This is a genomic window from Cellulomonas wangsupingiae (assembly GCF_024508275.1).
GTDB classification, from domain to species: domain Bacteria; phylum Actinomycetota; class Actinomycetes; order Actinomycetales; family Cellulomonadaceae; genus Cellulomonas; species Cellulomonas wangsupingiae.
Genome location: NZ_CP101989.1, coordinates 1,234,997 through 1,253,590 on the forward strand (window position 1 = coordinate 1,234,997; position 18,594 = coordinate 1,253,590).

The following is an 18,594-nucleotide window of genomic DNA, read 5'->3' on the forward strand; positions in this document are numbered from 1 at the left end:
GGCCACCGGCCCGCGACTAGACTCACGGACCATGTCCACCCTCTCCCGTGACGAGGTCGCGCGCGTCGCCGCGCTGGCCCGGATCGACCTGACACCGGCCGAGCTCGACCGGCTGGCGGGTGAGCTCGACGTCATCGTCGAGTCCGTCGCCCGCGTCTCCGAGGTCGCCACCCCGGACGTCCCCGCGACGAGCCACCCGCTGCCGCTGACCAACGTGTTCCGGGCCGACGAGCCGGTCGCACCGCTCGACCGCGACGAGGTCCTCGCGCAGGCCCCCGCGGCCCGCGACGGCAAGTTCCTCGTCCCGCAGATCCTCGGGGAGGAGTGACGTGACCGACCTGACCAGGCTGACCGCGGCGGAGCTCGCCGACCGGCTGACCGCTCGTGAGGTGACCAGCGTCGAGGCGACGCAGGCCCACCTCGACCGCATCGCCGCGGTGGAGCCCGCCGTCCACGCCTTCCTGCACGTCGCGGGCGAGGAGGCGCTGGCCACCGCGGCCGACGTCGACGCGCGCCGCGCCGCGGGGGAGGACCTGCACGCGCTCGCGGGCGTGCCGATCGCCGTCAAGGACGTCGTCGTGACCCGCGGCCTGCCGACCACCGCCGGCTCGCGGATCCTCGAGGGCTGGGTGCCGCCGTACGACGCGACGCTGGTCGGCCGGATCAAGGCCGCCGGCCTGCCGATCCTCGGCAAGACGAACATGGACGAGTTCGCCATGGGCTCGTCGACCGAGCACTCCGGGTACGGCAACACGCACAACCCGTGGGACCTCGACCGGATCCCGGGCGGCTCGGGCGGCGGCTCGGCCGCGGCCGTCGCCGCGTACGAGGCGCCGCTGGCGATCGGCACGGACACCGGTGGCTCGATCCGTCAGCCGGCCGCCGTCACCGGCACGGTCGGCGTCAAGCCGACGTACGGCAGCGTGTCGCGCTACGGGCTCATCGCCCTGGCGTCGTCGCTGGACCAGGCCGGGCCGTGCACGCGCACGGTGCTCGACTCCGCGCTGCTGCACGAGCTGATCGGCGGGCACGACCCGCTCGACTCGACGTCGCTGAGCGACCCGGCGACGGGCTACGTCGCGGCGGCACGCGCCGGCGCCGGCGCGGACCTGCGTGGCCTGCGGGTCGGGGTGATCCGCGAGCTGCAGGGCGAGGGCTACCAGCCCGGCGTGCTGGCGCGGTTCGAGGAGTCGCTCGAGGCGCTGCGGGGTGCGGGCGCCGAGGTCGTCGAGGTGTCCTGCCCCTCGTTCGCGTACGCGCTCGCGGCGTACTACCTGATCCTGCCGGCGGAGGCGTCGAGCAACCTCGCGAAGTTCGACGGCATGCGCTTCGGCCTGCGCGTCGAGCCGTCGGAGGGGCCGGTCACCGCGGAGCGGGTCATGGCCGCGACGCGCGGCCAGGGCTTCGGCGACGAGGTCAAGCGCCGCGTCATCCTCGGCACGTACGCGCTGAGCGCGGGCTACTACGACGCCTACTACGGGTCGGCGCAGAAGGTCCGCACGCTCACCCAGCGCGACTTCGCCGCTGCGTTCGAGGCGGCGGACGTGCTGGTCTCGCCCACCGCGCCGACGACGGCGTTCAAGCTGGGCGAGAAGCTGGACGACCCGCTGGCGATGTACCTCAACGACGTCGCGACGATCCCGGCCAACCTGGCGGGCGTGCCGGGCATGTCGCTGCCGAACGGGCTGTCGGACGACGGCCTGCCCGTCGGCTTCCAGATCCTGGCGCCCGCGCGCGAGGACGCCCGCCTGTACCGCGTGGGGGCGGCGCTCGAGGCGCTGCTCGAGACGAGCTGGGAGGGCCCGCTGCTGGGCCGCGCCCCCGAGCTGGCCGGAGGGGCAGCCTGATGAGCACGACGACCGACGTCGACCTGGTCGACTACGACGACGCGGTGGCCCGGTTCGACCCGGTCATCGGCATCGAGGTGCACGTCGAGCTGGGCACGCGCACCAAGATGTTCGACGGTGCCGAGCAGTCGTTCGGGGACGAGCCGAACACGCAGATCACGCCCGTCAGCCTCGGCCTGCCGGGTGCCCTGCCGGCCGTGAACGGCACGGCCGTCGAGTACGCGATCCGCATCGGCCTGGCGCTGAACTGCTCGATCGCGCAGTCCTGCCGCTTCGCGCGCAAGAACTACTTCTACCCGGACGTGCCGAAGAACTTCCAGACGTCGCAGTACGACGAGCCCATCGCGTACGAGGGCTGGGTCGACGTGGAGCTGGAGGACGGCACGACGTTCCGCGTCGAGGTCGAGCGCGCGCACATGGAGGAGGACGCCGGCAAGAACACCCACGTCGGCGGCGCCACCGGGCGCATCCACGGCGCGGAGTACTCGCTGGTCGACTACAACCGCGCCGGCGTGCCGCTCGTCGAGATCGTCACCAAGCCCATCACGGGTGCCGGGGAGCGTGCGCCCGAGGTGGCGCGCGCGTACGTGCAGACCCTGCGTGACATCTTCCGCGCCCTGGGCGTGTCCGAGGCGCGCATGGAGCGCGGGAACGTCCGCGCCGACGTCAACGTGTCGCTGCGTCCGACGCCGGCCTCGCCGCTCGGCACCCGCACGGAGACGAAGAACGTCAACTCGTTCCGGTCGGTCGAGCGGTCCGTGCGGTACGAGATCAGCCGCCAGGCGGCGATCCTCGACGCGGGCGGCGCGATCGTCCAGGAGACGCGGCACTGGCACGAGGACACCGGCATCACGACCGCCGGGCGCGTGAAGTCCGACGCCGAGGACTACCGCTACTTCCCCGAGCCGGACCTCGTCCCCATCGTGCCCGACCGTGCGTGGATCGAGGAGATCCGCGCGACGCTGCCCGAGCTGCCCGCGGCGCGTCGTCGCCGGCTGCAGGGCGAGTGGGGCTACGCCGACGCCGAGATGCGCGACGTCGTCAACGCCGGTGCGATCGAGCTCATCGAGGCGACGGTCGAGGCGGGTGCGAGCCCGGCCGCGGCCCGCAAGTGGTGGATGGGCGAGCTCGCCCGGACCGCCAAGCAGCAGGAGGTCGAGCTCGCCGACCTGCCGATCACGCCCGCGCAGATCGGCGCGCTGCAGCAGCTCGTCGACGCGGGCCGGATCAACGACAAGCTGGCACGTCAGGTGCTCGAGGGCGTCCTGGCCGGCGAGGGCGACCCGGAGCAGGTCGTCGTCGCCCGCGGGCTCGAGGTCGTGTCGGACGACGGCCCGCTGCTCGAGGCGATCGACGCGGCGCTGGCGTCGCAGCCGGACGTCGCCGAGAAGATCCGCGGCGGCAACCTCGGCCCGGTCGGCGCGATCATCGGCGCCGTCATGAAGGCGACGCGCGGGCAGGCCGACGCCGGGCGCGTGCGGGAGCTCGTCCTGGAGCGTGTGCAGGGCTGACGGTCCGCGAGAACGCTGCCGCCCCGGCGTGCGCCGTGTCGCAACACCTCGGTGACACGGGGTCCGTACCATGCGACGCACGCCGGGGAGCAGTCGGCAAGGTGCCCGGGCCCCGGGCACGAGCGCGACGGAGGTAGCGATGCAGAAGCCCACCCTGCAGGGCGAGATGATCATCCTGCGACCGATCCGGGCGGACGACGCGGACGCCATGTGGGACATGCTCGACGATGCCGAGGGCAACCGGCTCACGGGCACCACGAGCGTCTTCACGCGTGACGAGGTCGACGCGTGGTGCGCGAGCCGCGAGGCGGCGCACGGGCGGTACGACTTCGCGGTCACCGCGAACGGCGACGACGAGTACCGCGGCGAGATCGTGCTCAACGACCTGGACGAGGACGTCCGGTCGGCGGGCCTGCGCCTGTCGATGCGCCCCGCGTACCGCGGCCGGGGCTACGGCACGGAGGCCATCGAGCTGGTCCTCGGGTTCGCGTTCGACGGGCTCGGGCTGCACCGCGTGGAGCTCGACGTGCTGAGCATCAACACGCGGGCCATGTCGCTGTACGAGAACATCGGCTTCCGCGTGGAGGGGCGTCGACGCGACGCCTACCGCGACGGTGCCGGCTGGTGCGACTCCCTCGTGATGTCGATGCTCGAGGACGAGTACCGCGCGGGCCGCGTGGGGTCCTGACCCGGGCCGTGCTCACCGCCACCGTCCCCGACGACGACCTGCTCGCGCGGCTCGCCCACCTCGCCGCGGCGCACCCGGACGACCTGCGGCTGGTCCGGTGGGACATGTCCGGGCCGCTCGACGCGGCGACGGCGGCGGACGTCGACCTCGTCGTCGTCCCGCACTACTTCGTGCGGCCCGGCGGCTTCGACGTGCTCCGCGGGCTGCCGCGCCTGCGGTACGTGCAGCTGCCGAGCGCCGGGTACGAGCACGCGCGGCCGCACCTGCCGCCCGGCGTGGTCCTGTGCAACGGCCGCGGCGTGCACGACGCGGGCACGGCCGAGCTCGCCGTGGGGCTGGCCCTCGCGATGCAGCGCGGCCTGCCGCGCGCGGTGCACGCGATGGACGAGGGCAGGTGGGACAACCCGTTCGGCCCGTCCCTGGCGGACCGTCGGGTCCTCGTCGTGGGGCAGGGGTCCGTCGGCCGGGCGGTCGTGGCCCGCTTCCGGCCGTTCGAGGTGGACCTCGTGCGCGTCGCGCGGACGTCCCGGGACGACGCCGAGGGGCACGTGCACGGCGTCGACGAGCTGGCGGACCTGCTGCCGGGCGCGGACGTGGTCGTGCTGGCCATCCCGCTGACGCGGGAGTCGTACCACCTGCTCGACGCCGCGGCGCTGGCGCGCATGAAGGACGGCGCACTGCTGGTGAACGTCGCGCGCGGCAAGGTCGTCGACACCGACGCGCTGCTCCGCGAGCTCACGGCGGGGCGACTGCGGGCCGCGCTGGACGTCACGGACCCCGAGCCGCTGCCGGCCGGCCACCCGCTGTGGCGCGCGCCGAACGTGCTGGTCACGGCGCACCAGGGCGGCAACACCGATGCGACGTACCCGCGGGTCGCGTCGCTCGTGCGTCGTCAGCTCACGGCGCTGCTGGCGGGCGGCGCTCCGGTGAACGAGGTCGCGCGCACCTGAGGGGCCGCACGTCCCCGTCCGCGGTGTCGGCCTCTTCACACCGCGTCGCCCGCGCGCCGAGGTGCACCGAGGCTCGGCCGCCGCGACGATGGCAGGATGAGTGAAGCCGCCGACGTCCCGGCCCGAGGTGTCGAGACCCATGTGGGCGGGACCGGTCGGGAGCGCACCTTCTTCGGCCACCCGTTCGGGCTGTTCACGCTGTTCTCCACGGAGCTGTGGGAGCGGTTCAGCTACTACGGCATGCGCGCGATCCTCTTCTACTTCCTGACGGACACGTTCGCCAACGACGGCCTGGGGCTCGACGACGCCACCGGAGCGGCGCTGGTCGCCGTCTACGGCTCGGCGGTCTACCTGGTCACGGTGGTCGGCGGGTGGGTGGCCGACCGGATGATCGGGGCTCGCAGGGCCGTGCTGTGGGGCGGCGTCGTCATCGCGGCCGGCCACGTCGCTCTGGCGGTGCCCGCGCAGTGGACGGCGTACCTGGGGATCGTGCTGGTGGCGATGGGTACCGGGCTGCTCAAGCCGAACGTCTCCAGCATGGTCGGCGAGCTCTACCGCCGGGACGACCCGCGGCGGGACTCGGGCTTCTCGATCTTCTACATGGGCATCAACATCGGGTCCTTCACGGCGCCGTTCGTCGTGCAGATCGCCCGGGGCATCGGCGGGTACCACGCCGGGTTCTCCGTCGCCGCCGTCGGCATGGGGCTGGCCCTCGTCGCCTTCGTCACGGGGCGCCGCGCACTGCACGGGGCGGGCGAGGTCGTGCCGAACCCGCTGACGCCCGCGGACCGGCCGCGGGTCGTGCGCATGATCGTGCTGGTGGCGCTCGCGGTGGCCGCGGCGACCGCGCTGGCGTGGGTCGTCGTCCGCTCGGGGTCGAGCGACGTCGGGGCGCTCGCGGTGATCATCGACGCGCTGTCGTACCTGGCCTTCGGCGCTCCGATCGTGATGTTCCTCGTCATGTTCCGCTCACCCAAGGTCAACTCGGCCGAGCGCTCGCGCCTGCGCGCGTACATCCCGCTCTTCGTGGCGGCGATGCTGTTCTGGATGATCTTCGAGCAGGCGTCGAACACGCTGTCGGCGTACGCGCGCGACAACACGGACCTCGACGTCCTCGGCGTGACGATCTCCCCGGTCCTCTACCAGTCGGTCAACCCCGCGGCGATCATCGTGCTCGCGCCGGTCTTCGCGTGGTTGTGGGTCCGGCTCGACGACCGGCCGCCGACGGCCGTGAAGTTCGCGATCGGCCTGACGTTCGCGGCGCTGAGCTTCGTGTTCCTCGCCGGTGCGTCGGCGGTCGCGGGCGACGGGAAGTCCCCGTGGTGGGTGCTCGTGGTGGTGTACGTGGTGCAGACCCTCGGCGAGCTCTGCCTGTCGCCCGTCGGGCTCGCGGCGACGACGCTGCTGGCGCCGCAGGCGTTCCGCGGCCAGGCCATGGCGCTGTGGTTCCTCGCCCCGGCGGCGGGCCAGGCCATCACCGCACAGCTCATCACGGCGACCGAGGGCGTCAGCCGCACGGCGTTCTTCGGCGGCATCGGACTGGTCACGCTGGCGGTCGCGGCCGCCATGTTCGCGCTCGCGCCGTGGGTGACACGGCACATCCGCGAGGGCGACGAGTCCGACGAGGAGGTCGCGGCGCGCCGGTGACGACGCGGCTCAGGGCCGCGGGGGAGCGGTCGACGCCCGCGGCACCAGGGAGGTCGGCAGCCTGCGGTGCGTCGTGACGTCGGTGCCGGCGATGAGGTCCACGAGCAGGTGCAGCGCGGCGGCGCCCATGTCCTGCAGCGGCTGCGCGACGGTCGTCAGCGGCGGTGTGCTCAGGGCCGACTCGGGGACGTTGTCGAAGCCGATGACCGACAGCTCGGACGGCACCGACAGGCCGAGGTCCCGGGCCACGTCGAGGACGGCGAGCGCCGACAGGTCGTTGGCCGCGAAGACGGCCGTGGGCGGGTCGGCGCGGTCGAGCATGGCGCGGGCCGGCTCCTGCGCCGCCCCGCGGCGGTAGTCACCCATGCCGACGAGCGTCTCGTCGACCGCGACGCCGGCCGCGGACATGGCGCGGCGGAAGCCCTCCTCGCGCAGGCGCGCGGAGGCGAGGTCGGGCCGTCCGCCGAGGAACGCGATCCGGCGGTGCCCGAGGTCCAGCAGGTGCTGCGTCGCGAGCACGGCGCCGGCGAGGTTGTCCGAGTCGACGGTGGGCATCCCCGTGGGCCCGGCGTGCGGGTCCACCGCGACGACCGGCACTCCCGGGCGCGCCTCGATCACGGTCGGGGTGACGATGATGGCGCCGTCGATCAGGGTCCCGGACAGGCGCGACAGGTACCGGCGCTCCCACCCCACCTCGGCGGACCCGCCGCCACCGCCGGAGTACGCCAGGAGCTCGTACCCGGTGGCCGCGACGGCGCTGCCGGCGCCCTTGAGCAGCTCGGCCGAGAACGGCTCGAACTCCGCCACGAGGATGCCCAGGACGTTCGTCCGGTAGGAGCGCAGGGAGCGCGCGCCGAGGCTCGCCTCGTAGCCCAGGTCGGCGATGACCTCCTGCACACGCTCAAGTGTGCGCTGGGAAACGCCGTAGCGACCGTTGACGACCTTGGAGACGGTGGCCACCGAGACCCCGGCGGTTCGGGCGACATCGGCCATCTTGACGCGGGGGAGCGAATCCACGTGGGTGATCATAGGACATCGTGTCGATAACGTTATCGACATCGATTGACACCGCTCCTGGACCACTGTCAACCTAGGCGCCGTCCGACCTGTCAGCGACGACGAGGAGATTCAAAGATGAAGAGGACTGCGGCACTGCGCGCGGTCGCGCTCGGGGCAGCGGTGGCGTTGATCGCGACCGCCTGCAGCTCCGGGGGCGGGGCTGAAGAGGGCACCGACGGCGAGGGCGAGAACGTCACCCTCACCTGGTGGCACAACTCGAACAACAGCCCTGGCAAGGACTACTACGAGGACCTGGCCGACGAGTTCGAGGGCGACAACCCGGGCGTCACGATCGAGGTCACTGCCCTGCAGCACGAGGACATGCTGACCAAGCTCGACGCGGCGTTCCAGACCGGTGACCACCCGGACATCTACATGGAGCGTGGCGGCGGCGAGCTCAAGGCGCACGTCGAGGCCGGGCTCACCAAGGACCTCACCGACGAGCTGCCGGACACGATCTCCGCGCTCGGCACCGCGGTCTCCGGCTGGCAGGTCGAGGACCGGACCTATGCCCTGCCGTTCAGCCTCGGCGTCGTCGGCTTCTGGTACAACAAGGCGATGTTCGCCCAGGCGGGCATCACGACGCCCCCGACGACGACGGCGGAGCTCGACGCGGCCGTCGAGGCGCTCAGGTCCGCGGGCATCGAGCCGGTCTCGGTCGGTGCCGGCTCGGGCTGGCCCGCCGCGCACTACTGGTACTACTACAGCCTGCGGCAGTGCTCGCAGGAGGCGCTGAACGAGGGCACCCAGTCGTTCGACTTCTCGGACCCGTGCTGGCTGCGTGCCGGCGAGAGCCTGCAGTCGTTCATCGCCACGGAGCCCTTCAACACCGGCTTCCTCGGCACCGAGGCGCAGGGCACGCCGGAGTCGGCGTCCGGCCTCCTCGCCAACCGCAAGGTCGCGATGGAGCTCGCCGGTCAGTGGGAGCCGGGCGTCATGCAGGGCCTGACGGACGATGGTCAGGGCCTGGGCGACGACACCGGTTGGTTCCCCTTCCCGGCGGTCGACGGTGGCGAGGGTGAGCCGACGGCTCAGCTCGGTGGCGGTGACGCCTGGGCGTGCGCCGAGGACGCGCCGGCCGCGTGCGTCGACTTCATCGAGTTCCTGCTCTCCAACGACGCGCAGAAGCGCTTCGCCGAGCTGGACATGGGCCTGCCGACCCTCCCGTCGGCCGCTGCCTTCGTCGCGGCGCCCGAGCTCGCTCAGGTGCTCGCCGTCCGTAACGAGGCGCCCTACGTGCAGCTCTACCTGGACACGGCGTTCGGCGAGAACATCGGTGGTGCCATGAACGAGGCCATCGTGAGCATGTTCAACGGCAACAACACGCCGCAGGGCATCGTCGACGCGATCCAGGCCGCGGCAGCGAACGAGTGACCGGCGTGGCAGGAGACCTGACCCCCCGTGGGGGGCACGCAACCAGGACTGCTGCCGCCACCGCCGTCAACCCGGGTGCCACCGGCCACGCCACGGCGTGGTCGGTGGCCTCCGGGCCGCGGGGGCGCGCCGCGTCGTCGAACGAGTGGCGCAAGCGCCTCGAGATCGCGTTCTTCGTGGCGCCGGCACTTCTGCTGTTCGCCCTGTTCGTCGTGGTGCCGGTCGTCCAGGCCGCGCGCTACTCCGTCTTCAAGTGGAACGGGCTGGGGCCGCTCGACGACTTCGTCGGCCTCCAGAACTACACCAACGCGCTCGCCGACACGATCTTCCAGCGGGCCATCACCAACAACCTGACCATCGCGGCGCTCTCGATCGCCATCCAGCTGCCGATCGGTCTGCTCATCGCACTGCTGCTCAACCGCAAGTTCCGGGGTCAGACGGCGATGCGCGTCATCGTCTTCGTCCCGTACGTCCTGGCCGAGGTCGTGGCCGGTGTGGTGTGGAAGCTGATGCTGCAGCCCGAGGGAGCGGTCAACGCCTTCCTCGAGACGATCGGACTGGGAGCGTTCACGCAGCTGTGGGTCGGTGACTCGGGCGTCGCACTGTGGACGGTCATGGCGGTCCTCACGTGGAAGTACGTGGGCCTGGCGATCGTCCTCCTCCTCGCCGGTCTGCAGGGCGTCCCCGAGGACCTGCACGAGGCCGCCCAGATCGACGGCGCCTCCTGGTGGCAGGCGCAGCGCAAGATCACGATCCCGCTGCTCGGGCCCACGATCCGCACGTGGATGTTCCTGTCCATGATCGGTTCGCTCCAGCTCTTCGACATGGTGTGGATCCTCACCAAGGGCGGTCCGGACAACGCGACCGTCACCATGGCGACGTACCTGATCAAGCAGGGCACGGAGCGCAGCCAGTACGGGTACTCGTCGGCCGTGGCCATCATCCTCTTCGTCATCTCCTTCGTGCTGGCGACGCTGTTCCAGACGTTCGTGCTGAACCGCGACGCCGGTGAGGACAAGACAGCCAAGCGTCGGAAGAAGGTGGCCCGATGACCTCCGTCGTCAACCAGCCCACGCGCAGGTCGAGCCCGGCACGGTCGGGCGCCGGCCGGCGGCGTGCGGTCAGCCCGTGGGTCTACGTCGCGTCGGTCGTCGTCGCGGTCGGCACGCTGGCCCCGGTCGTGTACGCGGTGCTCTCGGGCTTCCGCTCCAACGGCCAGATCGGCGCGAACCCGGTCGCACTGCCCAACCCCTGGGTGTTCGACAACTACGTCAGCGTCATCATGTCGTCCAGCTTCTGGCAGTATGCGCTGAACTCCGTGATCATCGCTGCCGTGACGACGGCCCTGGTGGTCGTCGCGGGCGTCATGGCCGCGTACCCGCTCGCGCGGTACCGGTTCAAGGGTCGGCAGGCGCTGTTCAACGTCTTCGTCATGGGTCTGCTGTTCCCGCTGACGGTCGCGATCATCCCGCTGTTCCTCATGGTGCGTGACCTGAACCTGACGAACACGTACTGGGGTGTCGCGCTCCCACAGGCGGCGTTCGCGCTGCCGATGACGATCGTCATCCTGCGCCCGTTCCTCATGGCACTGCCCAACGAGCTCGAGGAGGCGTCCATGCTCGACGGCGCCTCGCGGATCGGGTTCTTCTGGCGGATCCTGGTCCCGCTGTCGGGGCCGGGCATGGTGACGACGGGGGTGCTCGCGTTCGTCGCGTCGTGGAACGGCTACCTGCTGCCCCTGCTGTTCATCAACGACCCCGCGCTGAAGACGCTGCCCCTCGGTGTGGCGGACTTCTCCACGGAGCACTCGGCCAACACGGCCGGCGTGCTCGCGTTCACCTCGCTCGCGGTGATCCCGGCGCTGGTGTTCTTCCTGACGATGCAGAAGCGGATCGTCAGCGGCCTGCAGGGGGCCGTGAAGGGCTGAGCCCTTCCCCCTGGAGTTCCCCACCCCGGCGCGTCCTGGGGCCTCGTGCGCTGCACTGCGCGCGGGGTCCCGGGCGGCCCGTGCCCGCACTGTGGCGGTCGCGCACCCGAAGGAGACACTGCAGTGACGGAGCTCGACGTGTCGGCAGGACCCCGCGTGTCGGAGCGGGTGCGCGACCTCCTCGCTCGCATGACTCTCGAGGAGAAGTTGGCGCAGATCGTCGGCTTCTGGGAGAAGAACGAGGGCGAGGCCGTCGCCCCCCTCCAGGGTGAGTTCGAGGCCGAGCGCGGTCTGGACGACGCGATCCGGGACGGGCTGGGCCACCTGACGCGTGTCTATGGCACCCGCCCGGTCGACGCCGCCGAGCGCGCGCGCTGGCTGTGGGACAAGCAGCGCTGGTTCCGTGACCAGACGCGGCTGGGCATCCCCGCCCTCGTCCACGAGGAGTGCCTCACGGGCCTGTCCGCCTGGGGTGCCGCGACGTTCCCGACGCCGCTGGCCTGGGGGGCCGCGTTCGACGCGGAGCTCGTCACGCGCATGGGCGCGCTGATCGGGGAGTCGATGCGCATGCTCGGCATCCACCAGGGTCTCGCGCCGGTCCTCGACGTCATCCGCGACCCCCGCTGGGGCCGGGTCGACGAGTGCATCTCCGAGGACCCCTACCTCGTCGGCACCCTCGGCACCTCGTACGTGCGAGGGCTGCAGTCGGCGGGCGTCCACGCGACGCTCAAGCACTTCGTCGGGTACTCCGCGTCCCAGTCGGGCCGCAACTTCGGGCCCGTGCACGCCGGCCCGCGCGAGCTGGCGGACGTGCTGCTCGTGCCGTTCGAGATGGGCGTGCTGGACGGCGGCGTGCGCTCCGTGATGTCCGCCTACAACGAGATCGACGGCGTGCCCGTGGCCGGCAACGACGAGATCCTCACGACCCTGCTGCGTGACCGCTGGGGCTTCGACGGCACCGTGGTCGCCGACTACTTCGGCGTCGCGTTCCTGCAGCTGCTGCACCACACCGCGGCGGACCTGGGCCAGGCTGCGGGCCAGGCCCTGGCGGCCGGGGTCGACATCGAGCTGCCGACCGGCGACGCCTACCTCCAGCCGCTCGCCGCCGCGGTGCGGGCCGGAGCCGTCGACGAGGCGCTGGTCGACCGGGCGGTGCTGCGTGCGCTCGCGCAGAAGGAGGACCTGGGCCTGCTCGACGCGACGTTCGAGGACGAGCCCCCCACCGAGGTGGACCTCGACTCCCCGGCGCACCGCGAGGTCGCCGCCCTGCTCGCCGAGCGCTCGCTCGTGCTGCTCACCAACGACGGCACGCTGCCCCTCGCGGCGGACGCGCGGGTCGCGGTCATCGGGCCCAACGCCGACCGGGCCGCGGCCCTGTTCGGCTGCTACTCCTTCCTCAACCACGTGCTGGCGCACCACCCGGACGTCGTGGTCGGCATCGAGACCCCGACCGTGCTCGAGGCCCTGCGCCGCGAGCACGGTGACGGGGTCACGTACGCGCGCGGCTGCGCGGTCGACGACGACGACCGGTCCGGCTTCGACGAGGCCGTGGCGGCCGCGAGCGCCGCCGACGTCGCGGTGCTCGTGGTCGGCGACCACGCCGCCCTGTTCGGCCGGGGCACGGTCGGCGAGGGCTGCGACCGCGACGACCTCGAGCTGCCCGGTGTGCAGCGAGAGCTCGTCGAGGCCGTGCTCGCCACCGGCACGCCCGTCGTGCTCGTCATGCTCACCGGCCGCCCGTACGCCGTGGACTGGGCCCTCGGGCGCTGTGCCGCGGCGGTGCAGGCGTTCTTCCCCGGCGAGGAGGGCGGCAACGCGATCGCGGGCGTGCTCACCGGCCGCGTGAACCCCTCGGGTCGTCTGCCCATCACGCTGCCGCGGTCGGCCGGCGCGCAGCCGTACTCGTACCTGCACCCCGCCCTCGGCGGCGACGGGGACGTCACCAACCTCAGCACGGTGCCGACGCTCCCGTTCGGCCACGGGCTGTCCTACACGTCGTTCACCCGCACGGACCTGCGGGTCGCGCCCGGGGCCTCGACGTGCGGCGGGCTGACGGTCACGGTGACGGTCACGAACACGGGGTCCCGCACGGGCGCCGACGTCGTCCAGGTGTACGGCAAGGACGTGGTCGCGTCGGTGACGCGGCCGGTCGCCCAGCTCCTCGGGTACCACCGCATCGAGCTGGCACCGGGGCAGAGCGCCGACGTCGAGCTCGCGGTCCCGGCGGCGCGTCTCGCGTTCACGGACCGCTCGGGCCGTCGCGTCGTGGAGCCGGGCGAGCTCGAGGTCTGGGTGGGTGCGTCGTGCGCGCAGCGTGACGTCGAGACGAGCGTCGTGCTCACCGGCGACACGTACCCGGTGACGCTGGACGACCCCCGCTGGACCGGGGTGACCGTCGTCTGATCCCCGTCGGCCACTGCCGACGGATCACAGGTCGGACGCGCGACACGCCGTGCGCCGCGCCGACGTAACGTGACGCCGACGCCACCGCGAGGTGGCTGCGCACCCCCGCCGAAGGAGACACCCCGCGATGAGCCGTCCCCTGCGCTCTCGTACCTCGACCCACGGTCGCAACATGGCCGGTGCCCGCGCGCTGTGGCGCGCGACGGGCATGGGCGCGGACGACTTCGGCAAGCCGATCATCGCGATCGCGAACTCGTACACGCAGTTCGTCCCCGGGCACGTGCACCTCAAGGACATGGGGGACCTCGTCGCCGGCGCGATCCGCGAGGCCGGCGGCGTCGCCAAGGAGTTCAACACGATCGCCGTCGACGACGGCATCGCGATGGGCCACGGCGGCATGCTGTACTCGCTGCCCAGCCGCGACCTCATCGCCGACTCTGTCGAGTACATGGTCAACGCGCACTGCGCGGACGCCCTGGTCTGCATCTCCAACTGCGACAAGATCACCCCGGGCATGCTCAACGCCGCGCTGCGGCTGAACATCCCGGTCGTGTTCGTGTCCGGCGGGCCGATGGAGGCGGGCAAGGCGGTCGTCGCCGACGGTGTCGCGCGCACGCCGCTCAACCTCGTCAACGCGATCAACTACTCGGCGGACGACAACGTCTCCGACGAGGCGCTCGGGCGCGTCGAGGAGAACGCGTGCCCCACGTGCGGCTCCTGCTCGGGCATGTTCACGGCCAACTCGATGAACTGCCTCACGGAGGCGCTGGGCCTGTCGCTGCCGGGCAACGGCTCGACGCTGGCCACGCACACCGCGCGCCGCGAGCTGTTCCTCGAGGCCGGCCGCACGGTCGTCGACCTCGCGCGCCGCTACTACGACGACGAGGACGACACGGCGGCGCCCCGCTCGATCGCGACCAAGGCGGCGTTCACCAACGCGATGACGCTGGACGTCGCGATGGGCGGCTCGACGAACACCGTGCTGCACATCCTCGCCGCGGCCCAGGAGGCCGAGATCGAGTTCACGCTCGACGAGATCGACGCGATCAGCCGCCGCGTTCCCTGCCTGTCGAAGGTCGCACCGAACCACCCGGACTTCCACATGGAGGACGTCCACCGCGCCGGCGGCATCCCCGCCCTGCTCGGTGAGCTGGACCGCGGTGGCCTGCTGGACCACGACGTGACCAGCGTCCACACCCCCACGCTGCGGGCGTGGCTCGACGACTGGGACGTCCGGGGCGGCAAGGCCACGCCGCGCGCGCTCGACCTGTTCCTCGCGGCGCCCGGTGGGGTGCGCACGACGCAGGCGTTCTCGACGTCGAACGTGTGGGAGTCCCTCGACACCGACGCGGCGAACGGCTGCATCCGCGACGTGGCGCACGCGTACACGGTCGAGGGCGGGCTGGCCGTGCTGCGCGGCAACCTGGCCGAGGACGGCGCGATCCTCAAGACGGCGGGCATCGACCCCGACGTCTTCCACTTCGTGGGCCGCGCGCTGGTGTGCGAGTCGCAGGACGAGGCGGTCGAGAAGATCCTCACCAAGCAGGTCGAGCCCGGTCACGTCGTGGTCGTGCGCTACGAGGGCCCCGCGGGCGGTCCCGGCATGCAGGAGATGCTGTACCCGACGTCGTTCATCAAGGGGCGCGGCCTGGGCAAGGTGTGCGCGCTGATCACCGACGGGCGGTTCTCCGGCGGGTCCAGCGGCATCTCGGTGGGCCACATCAGCCCCGAGGCGGCCGCGGGCGGCACGATCGGCCTCATCGAGGACGGCGACGAGATCGAGATCGACGTCGAGACCCGGCTCATCCGCGTCAACGTGCCCGACGCCGTGCTCGCCGAGCGTCGTGCCAAGATGGAGGCGCGGGAGAACCCGTGGCAGCCGGTCGACCGCGACCGCTACGTGTCGCCCGCCCTGCAGGCGTACGCCGCGATGGCGACGTCGGCCGACCGCGGCGCCGTGCGGGACGTCAGCAGGCTGCGCCGGCGCTGACGAGGGTCAGCACTCCTCGGTGGAGCGCTCGGTCAGCACCCAGCGGCCGTCGGCGGGCGCCAGCACGATGCGGCCGCAGCTGCTGCCCTCGACGTACACGACGTGCAGCACCGCCTGCTCGTCGGTCTGCTCGCGCAGCTCGACGACCGTCTCCGCGGACTGGCCGACGGCGGCGTACAGGCCCGCCGTCATCTCGATCAGCGACGCGCAGTCGGTGATGCCGGGGAAGCCCTGCGCGGTGATCTCGTCGACCATGCTCTGCGCGAGCTCGGGGGTCATGTAGCCGCACGCGGTCTCGACGTCGGGGGTGCGGCTCGCGGCGAGCCACGTGCGGAAGCTGTCCACCGGGCCGCCGTCGCCGGCGGGAACGTCGGGTGCGGCCTCGACGGAGAGCTCGGCGCTCGTGGCGGTGGGGGTCGGCGTCGGTTCGGTGCCGGGCGTCTGCGCGGCCCCGCCGGTGCAGCCGGTCAGCAGCACGGCGCACAGCAGCGGGGCGGCCGTCCACGGCGTACGACGACGGGCGGCGGTAGGCGTTCTCACGTGAGAATCCTGCCACCGGGTCGGACGCTCCCCGCATCGGCGACCAAGGACGCGGGGAGCGCGCGGCGCGGTGCGGAACTAGGGTCGCGGGATGACGAGCACGCACGCGGAGCCGGCTCCGGGCATCGACATCAAGCCGCGGTCGCGGCAGGTCACCGACGGGCTGGAGGCCACGGCCGCGCGCGGCATGCTGCGTGCCGTCGGTATGGGGGACGAGGACTTCGCGAAGCCGCAGATCGGCGTCGCGAGCTCGTGGAACGAGATCACGCCGTGCAACCTCTCGCTCGACCGACTGGCGAAGGCCGTCAAGAGCGGTGTGCACGCGGCCGGGGGGTACCCGCTGGAGTTCGGGACCATCTCGGTGTCCGACGGCATCTCGATGGGCCACGAGGGCATGCACTTCTCGCTGGTGAGCCGCGACATCATCGCCGACAGCGTCGAGACGGTGATGATGGCCGAGCGCCTCGACGGGTCCGTGCTGCTGGCCGGCTGCGACAAGTCGTTGCCCGGGATGCTCATGGCCGCGGCGCGCCTGGACCTCGCGAGCGTCTTCCTCTACGCCGGCTCGATCATGCCGGGCTGGGTCAAGCTCTCCGACGGCACCGAGAAGGACGTGACGATCATCGACGCGTTCGAGGCCGTCGGCGCGTGCGCCCGCGGTCTCATGAGCCGCGAGGACGTCGACCGCATCGAGCGCGCGATCTGCCCAGGCGAGGGCGCGTGCGGCGGGATGTACACCGCCAACACGATGGCGTCGGTCGCCGAGGCCATCGGGATGTCGGTCCCGGGCTCGGCCGCGCCGCCGTCGGCGGACCGCCGCCGCGACCAGTTCGCGCACCGCTCGGGTGAGGCGGTGGTCGAGCTGCTGCGGCGTGGCATCACGGCGCGGGACATCATGACGAAGGAGGCGTTCGAGAACGCCATCGCGGTGGTCATGGCGTTCGGCGGCTCGACCAACGCGGTGCTGCACCTGCTGGCCATCGCGCACGAGGCCGAGGTGGACCTCACCCTCGACGACTTCTCCCGCGTCGCGTCGCGCGTGCCGCACCTGGGCGACCTCAAGCCGTTCGGCCGGTACGTCATGAACGACGTCGACCGTGTCGGTGGTGTCCCCGTGATCATGAAGGCGCTGCTCGACGCCGGCCTGCTGCACGGCGACTGCCTGACGGTCACGGGCCGCACGGTGGCCGAGAACCTCGCCGAGATCGCCCCGCCGGACCCCGACGGCAGGATCCTGCGCGCGCTCGACGACCCGATCCACCGCACGGGCGGCATCACGATCCTGTCCGGGACGCTCGCCCCGGAAGGGGCGGTGGTGAAGTCCGCCGGCTTCGACTCCGACGTCTTCGAGGGCACGGCGCGCGTCTTCGAGCGGGAGCGCGCGGCCCTGGACGCGCTCGAGGACGGCACGATCCAGGCCGGTGACGTCGTGGTCATCCGCTACGAGGGGCCGAAGGGCGGCCCCGGGATGCGCGAGATGCTCGCGATCACCGGTGCGATCAAGGGCGCGGGTCTCGGCAAGGACGTCCTGCTCGTGACCGACGGCCGGTTCTCCGGCGGCACCACGGGCCTGTGCGTGGGGCACATCGCGCCCGAGGCCGTCGACGCGGGCCCGATCGCGTTCGTGCGCGACGGCGACCGGATCCGCCTCGACGTGGCCCGCGCGACGCTCGACCTGCTGGTCGACGACGACGAGCTCACGGCCCGTCGCGCGGGCTGGGAGCCGCTGCCGCCGCGCTACACGCGCGGGGTGCTGGGCAAGTACCAGAAGCTGGTGGGCTCGGCCTCGCGCGGGGCCGTGCTGGGCTGAACCGGCGACCGCACGCCCGACGTACGCACACCCGACCTCGACGGCCGGAGCGGCGACGTCGCCACAGCGCTCACGCGCCGGGCGTCGGACGGGCGACGGCGCGCAGGTCGAGCCCGCTGATCCCGCGGTAGTCGTCGGGGTTGCAGGTGTACAGGGGGAGTCCTTCGGCGATCGCGGTCGCCGCGATGAGGGCGTCGAACGCGCGTGCGGCGGGCTTGCGGCGCGATGCCCGCAGGTCCGCGGCGACGCGTCCGAACGCGCGCGCGGCAGCAGCGCCGAACGGGATCGGCTCGAAGTCGGCCTCCGCCTGCTGCAGGTGCGCCTGCCGCGCGGCACGGACCGACGGCTCGTCGGCGACGAGCGGCCCAGCGGACAGCTCCGCGATCGTCACAGCGCTGACGAGCGGCTCGTCCGGGAGGTCGGCGGGGTCCAGGTGCGCGAGCAGGACGAGGATGTTCGTGTCGAGCAGGCCGCCGTCGGTGCGGTCGGTGGCGGGCGCATCCCGCGTCACAGCGTCATGTCGAGGACGGCGTCGACGTCCGCGCGCAGCGCCGCCGGGTCGACGTCGGGCAGGTGACGGCGCCGGGCGACGAGGTCGGCCGCCGTCGCGCCCCGCCGGGGGACCGGGCGCAGCTCGGCGACGGGGGTGCCGTCACGCGTCACCACGACCGACTTGCCTCGGGCGACGTCGTCGAGCACGGCCCCGCCGTGCCCGCGCAGCTCGCGTACCGTGACCGTTCGCATCCGACGAGCGTATCACCGGTGATACAAGACGGTCCGAGCGGCATGCGCAGCGTGCTGGGGCAGCTACCCGGAAGCTCGTGGGAGCGGCGTCCAGGGGAGCCGTG

The 18,594-nt window shown here is 72.4% G+C and carries 16 protein-coding genes; 12 read left to right on the forward strand and 4 right to left on the reverse strand.

The window, feature by feature from the left end; genetic code table 11:
- Window positions 1–31 precede the first annotated feature (31 nt).
- The 6 genes from gatC (at window position 32) to NP075_RS05765 (ending at window position 6,643) form a co-directional block, all read left to right on the forward strand.
- Window positions 32–328 carry an Asp-tRNA(Asn)/Glu-tRNA(Gln) amidotransferase subunit GatC gene (gatC, locus tag NP075_RS05740; protein ID WP_089801194.1) on the forward strand — a complete coding sequence of 99 codons (297 nt, stop codon included), beginning with the start codon at window positions 32–34 and terminating at the stop codon, window positions 326–328.
- A 1-nt stretch (window position 329) separates the two neighbouring features.
- Window positions 330–1,847: an Asp-tRNA(Asn)/Glu-tRNA(Gln) amidotransferase subunit GatA gene (gatA, locus tag NP075_RS05745; protein ID WP_227564606.1), complete on the forward strand. Its 1,518-nt coding sequence runs from the start codon at window positions 330–332 to the stop codon at window positions 1,845–1,847.
- Window positions 1,847–3,358 carry an Asp-tRNA(Asn)/Glu-tRNA(Gln) amidotransferase subunit GatB gene (gatB, locus tag NP075_RS05750; protein WP_227564605.1) on the forward strand — a complete coding sequence of 504 codons (1,512 nt, stop codon included), beginning with the start codon at window positions 1,847–1,849 and terminating at the stop codon, window positions 3,356–3,358. Before gatA ends, gatB begins: the two co-directional genes overlap by 1 nt.
- Before the next feature lie 139 nt (window positions 3,359–3,497).
- Window positions 3,498–4,046 carry a GNAT family N-acetyltransferase gene (locus NP075_RS05755; protein ID WP_227564604.1) on the forward strand — a complete coding sequence of 183 codons (549 nt, stop codon included), beginning with the start codon at window positions 3,498–3,500 and terminating at the stop codon, window positions 4,044–4,046.
- An 8-nt stretch (window positions 4,047–4,054) separates the two neighbouring features.
- Window positions 4,055–4,996: a 2-hydroxyacid dehydrogenase gene (locus tag NP075_RS05760; protein ID WP_227564603.1), complete on the forward strand. Its 942-nt coding sequence runs from the start codon at window positions 4,055–4,057 to the stop codon at window positions 4,994–4,996.
- A 96-nt stretch (window positions 4,997–5,092) separates the two neighbouring features.
- Window positions 5,093–6,643, forward strand: coding sequence for a peptide MFS transporter (locus tag NP075_RS05765; protein WP_227564602.1), 1,551 nt, complete (start codon window positions 5,093–5,095; stop codon window positions 6,641–6,643).
- Between the two features lie 9 nt (window positions 6,644–6,652).
- On the opposite strand, the gene NP075_RS05770 is transcribed toward NP075_RS05765, so the two are convergent.
- Window positions 6,653–7,660 carry a LacI family DNA-binding transcriptional regulator gene (locus tag NP075_RS05770; RefSeq protein WP_227564601.1) on the reverse strand — a complete coding sequence of 336 codons (1,008 nt, stop codon included), beginning with the start codon at window positions 7,658–7,660 and terminating at the stop codon, window positions 6,653–6,655.
- Window positions 7,661–7,777: 117 nt separating this feature from the next.
- On the opposite strand from NP075_RS05770, the gene NP075_RS05775 reads away from it, so the two are divergent.
- The 5 genes from NP075_RS05775 (at window position 7,778) to ilvD (NP075_RS05795) (ending at window position 15,396) form a co-directional block, all read left to right on the forward strand.
- On the forward strand, window positions 7,778–9,076 hold the full coding sequence (locus NP075_RS05775; protein ID WP_227564600.1) for an ABC transporter substrate-binding protein: 1,299 nt from the start codon (window positions 7,778–7,780) through the stop codon (window positions 9,074–9,076).
- A 5-nt stretch (window positions 9,077–9,081) separates the two neighbouring features.
- The gene (locus NP075_RS05780) at window positions 9,082–10,128 is read left to right on the forward strand and encodes a carbohydrate ABC transporter permease (RefSeq protein WP_227564599.1); all 1,047 of its coding nucleotides are present in this window, start codon (window positions 9,082–9,084) and stop codon (window positions 10,126–10,128) included.
- Window positions 10,125–11,003 (forward strand): carbohydrate ABC transporter permease, encoded by an 879-nt coding sequence (locus NP075_RS05785; RefSeq protein ID WP_227564598.1) that lies wholly within the window; start codon window positions 10,125–10,127, stop codon window positions 11,001–11,003. The genes NP075_RS05780 and NP075_RS05785 overlap by 4 nt, the downstream gene beginning before the upstream one ends.
- Window positions 11,004–11,126: 123 nt before the next feature.
- Entirely contained in the window at window positions 11,127–13,406 is a 2,280-nt protein-coding gene (locus NP075_RS05790; protein ID WP_372456716.1) for a beta-xylosidase/alpha-l-arabinosidase, read from the forward strand.
- Window positions 13,407–13,533: 127 nt separating this feature from the next.
- A complete protein-coding gene (ilvD, locus tag NP075_RS05795) occupies window positions 13,534–15,396 on the forward strand; it encodes a dihydroxy-acid dehydratase (RefSeq protein WP_227564597.1) in 1,863 nt (620 codons plus the stop codon).
- A 6-nt stretch (window positions 15,397–15,402) separates the two neighbouring features.
- Here ilvD (NP075_RS05795) and NP075_RS05800 read toward each other — a convergent pair whose 3' ends face one another.
- Window positions 15,403–15,936, reverse strand: coding sequence for a hypothetical protein (locus tag NP075_RS05800; RefSeq protein WP_227564596.1), 534 nt, complete (start codon window positions 15,934–15,936; stop codon window positions 15,403–15,405).
- Between the two features lie 91 nt (window positions 15,937–16,027).
- Here NP075_RS05800 and ilvD (NP075_RS05805) point away from each other — a divergent pair, with 91 nt between their 5' ends.
- Window positions 16,028–17,746 carry a dihydroxy-acid dehydratase gene (gene ilvD, locus NP075_RS05805; protein WP_227564595.1) on the forward strand — a complete coding sequence of 573 codons (1,719 nt, stop codon included), beginning with the start codon at window positions 16,028–16,030 and terminating at the stop codon, window positions 17,744–17,746.
- A 70-nt stretch (window positions 17,747–17,816) separates the two neighbouring features.
- Here ilvD (NP075_RS05805) and NP075_RS05810 read toward each other — a convergent pair whose 3' ends face one another.
- Together NP075_RS05810 and NP075_RS05815 are read right to left on the reverse strand one after the other, a co-directional pair.
- The gene (locus NP075_RS05810) at window positions 17,817–18,257 is read right to left on the reverse strand and encodes a type II toxin-antitoxin system VapC family toxin (RefSeq protein WP_227564594.1); all 441 of its coding nucleotides are present in this window, start codon (window positions 18,255–18,257) and stop codon (window positions 17,817–17,819) included.
- Entirely contained in the window at window positions 18,254–18,490 is a 237-nt protein-coding gene (locus NP075_RS05815; RefSeq protein WP_227564593.1) for a type II toxin-antitoxin system Phd/YefM family antitoxin, read from the reverse strand. The genes NP075_RS05810 and NP075_RS05815 overlap by 4 nt, the downstream gene beginning before the upstream one ends.
- Between the last annotated feature and the right edge of the window lie 104 nt (window positions 18,491–18,594).

What these genes read in the sequence shown, in the direction of transcription:
- NP075_RS05775 (WP_227564600.1), top strand. Translation starts at nt 7,778, where the DNA reads ATGAAGAGGACTGCGGCACTGCGCGCGGTCGCGCTCGGGGCAGCGGTG.
- NP075_RS05755 (WP_227564604.1), top strand. Translation starts at nt 3,498, where the DNA reads ATGCAGAAGCCCACCCTGCAGGGCGAGATGATCATCCTGCGACCGATC.
- NP075_RS05765 (WP_227564602.1), top strand. Translation starts at nt 5,093, where the DNA reads ATGAGTGAAGCCGCCGACGTCCCGGCCCGAGGTGTCGAGACCCATGTG.
- gatB (WP_227564605.1), top strand. Translation starts at nt 1,847, where the DNA reads ATGAGCACGACGACCGACGTCGACCTGGTCGACTACGACGACGCGGTG.
- NP075_RS05815 (WP_227564593.1), bottom strand. Translation starts at nt 18,490, where the DNA reads ATGCGAACGGTCACGGTACGCGAGCTGCGCGGGCACGGCGGGGCCGTG.
- NP075_RS05785 (WP_227564598.1), top strand. Translation starts at nt 10,125, where the DNA reads ATGACCTCCGTCGTCAACCAGCCCACGCGCAGGTCGAGCCCGGCACGG.
- ilvD (WP_227564597.1), top strand. Translation starts at nt 13,534, where the DNA reads ATGAGCCGTCCCCTGCGCTCTCGTACCTCGACCCACGGTCGCAACATG.
- ilvD (WP_227564595.1), top strand. Translation starts at nt 16,028, where the DNA reads ATGACGAGCACGCACGCGGAGCCGGCTCCGGGCATCGACATCAAGCCG.
- gatC (WP_089801194.1), top strand. Translation starts at nt 32, where the DNA reads ATGTCCACCCTCTCCCGTGACGAGGTCGCGCGCGTCGCCGCGCTGGCC.